This window comes from uncultured Gemella sp. (genome assembly GCF_963537375.1).
Taxonomy (GTDB): domain Bacteria; phylum Bacillota; class Bacilli; order Staphylococcales; family Gemellaceae; genus Gemella.
Genome location: NZ_CAUTDQ010000076.1, coordinates 1 through 3,049, shown reverse-complemented (window position 1 = coordinate 3,049; position 3,049 = coordinate 1). Strand labels below are relative to the sequence as shown.

Sequence of the window (3,049 nt, the reverse complement as noted above, 5' to 3'; positions counted from 1 at the left end):
CCAAAACATCAATATGTTCATTGATATTTTGGTCGTTTTGTCAACAATCTGAAAAGTCAACATGAAAATATTATTCATGTTGACTTTTTAGTTTAATCTGAATCATCCCCAGGTGCAACTGGTTTCAAGATAGGGGGAGGGGAAGTAGGAGCAGTAGGAGAAACGGTAGATGAATTATTATTTATTTCTTTTTTCTCTTTGTCTTCCTTCTTCTCTTTATCTTCTTTTTTAACTTCTTGTTTCTTAACTACTACTTTTGCTGGATCTTCGAATGAAACACCTTTATCTATATTAGAACCTAATTTAGCTAATGTTTTTTCTTTAGATAATTCTTTAAATCCAGTAGGGATAAGATCTTTTGTGCCACCTTTAGCATTGTTATAAGGATTAATGCTATAATCAGTAACTGAGCTAGGTCGAGTAAATGCAGTATCAGGTGAAAGAATATTTTTATCTAATGCATATATAGCATTCATAACAGCAACCCAACTTCGTTGAGCGTAGTCATAACTTGGTACTTTTGCAGGACTATCATAACCATTCCATAGTCCAACAGTTACCTTAGTAGTACCACCAACAACCCAAAGGTCTTTATAGTATTCAGATGTCCCTGTTTTAACAAATAGATTTTTCGAGCTAAATTTTAGTTTGCTTGGCATATCTCTAGATGTACCATAGCTCTTATTAATAACATCTCCAAGCATATCAACGATTAAGTAACTTGTTGATTCTTCATAGATTTTGACAGGTGAAAAATCAGCTTTGTAAACAAGTTCACCATCATTATTTTCAATTTCTTCAATGATGTGTGCTTTTTTATGTTCCCCTTTATTACCAAAAGTAGAGAATGCGCTTGTATTTTCTGTTACAGAAAAACCATACGTCATACCACCAATAGATGTAGCTAGATTTTCTTTATCACTAGCTGTAAGGCCACCGATATCCATTTTTTCTAAATAATTTTTCACAGGTTCTTCTTTTTGGAACGCAGAATATAATCTTATTGTCGCTAAGTTAAGAGATCCTGCAAGTGCTTGTCTTGCTGGAAGATAACCATGTTGTGAATTATCATAGTTTTCAGGATGCCAACCGTTATAGTTGAAACGTTTATCTAGAAGAGTTGAATTTGGTGTAATATAACCTTTATCTATCGCAGGTCCATAAACTAATAATGGTTTTATTGTTGAACCTGGAGAACGACGAGTTCTTGTAGCATGGTTAAGTTGTTGTTTGTTGTAATCCATACCGCCGATAAACGCTAAAATCTTACCACTATTATTTTCTATCACTGAGGCTCCAATTTCTAATGGATAAACAACCCCTCCATAAGAATAAGTAGGGTAAGAAGCAAATTGTTTTTTCGTTTCTTGAAGTGTATCGTAAAGTTTCTTATCAAGTGTTGTTTTTACTTTATATCCACCAGTAATAAATTTGATTCGACTTTTTTCTATTAACTCGTTTCTATAGTCTGAGTTAGTCTTGAAGTCTGCTTGTCTATTATTTCTTGCTGCTGTTTGTTCAGCTAGAATTTCAGCAACTGAACTAGTAACCTCATCACGAATGTATGGATAGTCGGTGTATTCAGAATATTTTTGTTTAGTGAATGCACCTTTAATATCGAATTGCTTAGCTTCTTCCATTTGCTCTTTTGTGATAAAGTCATTAGCAACCATTCTTTCAAGTACATATTTTTGTCTATCTAGACCAGCTTGAAGTTCTTCATCAGGTCGAACATTACCAGCCGCATCAAAAGGTGTGTATTTATATGGTGATTGAACAAATCCGATTAAATATGCAGCTTGTGCCACATTTAGATCTTTAGAATGAACACCGAAAACACCTTGCGCAGCAGTTTCTATACCACTGATATTTTGACCTAAACTGTTTTTTCCAAATGGAGCAACATTTAGATAATTTTCAAGAATTTCATTTTTTGAGAAGTGACTATCTACACGTAGTGCTAGTAATATTTCTTTCGCTTTTCTTTCGTAAGATCTAGAATTGTCAAGAAGTTGATTTTTTACTAATTGCTGAGTAATTGTACTTCCTCCAGATGTTCTAGCTCCCGTAGCTTCACTATGTGTTGCCCTTAGTATAGCAAAAATATTAATTCCGCTATTAGAATAGAAGTTAGAGTCTTCACTCGCAATTATTGCATTTTTGACATTGTCTCCTAAATCTTCGTAAGTAACAGTTTGTCTAATTAATTCGGAGTTTATTGTACCTAATTTTTCTCCGTTACCAAAGTATACTTCACTGTTCTTACTAATGTTATTTATTTGTTCCTTCATTTCTTTTTGAGTTAATACGGGTTGATCTTTTACAAGACCACCCACATACCCAATAGCAAGTCCCATGCTTAGACTGATTAGCAGTCCAATTGAAAGAAGAAGGGTTTGAGTCATAGAAGTTAATATCTTCTTAAATTTCATTGTAATCTCCTTAGATTGCATACTATTAGCTATATTATACCATATTTTTATATGAAAGACTAAATTATATGCAAGTGAATAGTAGATTTTATATTTAAAATAAAAGAAAAAGATAAAACAAAAAATAAAAATATGATATAATTGAATTAAGTGTATAAAAATTGATATGGAGGCATTTTAATGAGTAAATTATTAGAAGATTTAAAATATAGAGACTTAGTTTACCAACAAACAGATGAAGAAGGAATAAAAGAATTATTAGAAAAAGAAAGCGTATCTATTTACTGTGGAACAGACCCAACTGGTAATTCATTACACATTGGGCACTTACTACCATTTTTAACATTAAAAAGATTTCAACAACACGGACATAAACCTGTTATTTTAGTAGGTGGAGGAACTGGTATTATCGGAGATCCATCAGGAAGAAGTGAAGAACGTCAATTACAAAGTCTTGAAGTAATCGAAGACAACGCTCGTCGCCTTGAAGGGCAACTTCGTAATATTTTCCGTGGGGATGATAATATTGAATTTGTAAATAACCGAGACTGGTTAGGAAAACTTTCTATGATTGAATTTTTACGTGACTACGGAAAATTAGTAAACATCAACTACTT

2 protein-coding genes are annotated in these 3,049 nt (G+C 32.7%); one reads left to right on the top strand and one right to left on the bottom strand.

Going from position 1 to position 3,049, the window contains the following annotated elements; genetic code table 11:
* Positions 1-92: 92 nt before the first annotated feature.
* Entirely contained in the window at positions 93-2,432 is a 2,340-nt protein-coding gene (locus RYK99_RS08810) for a transglycosylase domain-containing protein (protein ID WP_314991857.1), read from the bottom strand.
* 180 nt (positions 2,433-2,612) lie between these two features.
* On the opposite strand from RYK99_RS08810, the gene tyrS reads away from it, so the two are divergent.
* Positions 2,613-3,049: tyrosine--tRNA ligase (gene tyrS / locus RYK99_RS08805; RefSeq protein WP_314991856.1), on the top strand; the 437-nt coding region annotated here is incomplete at its 3' end.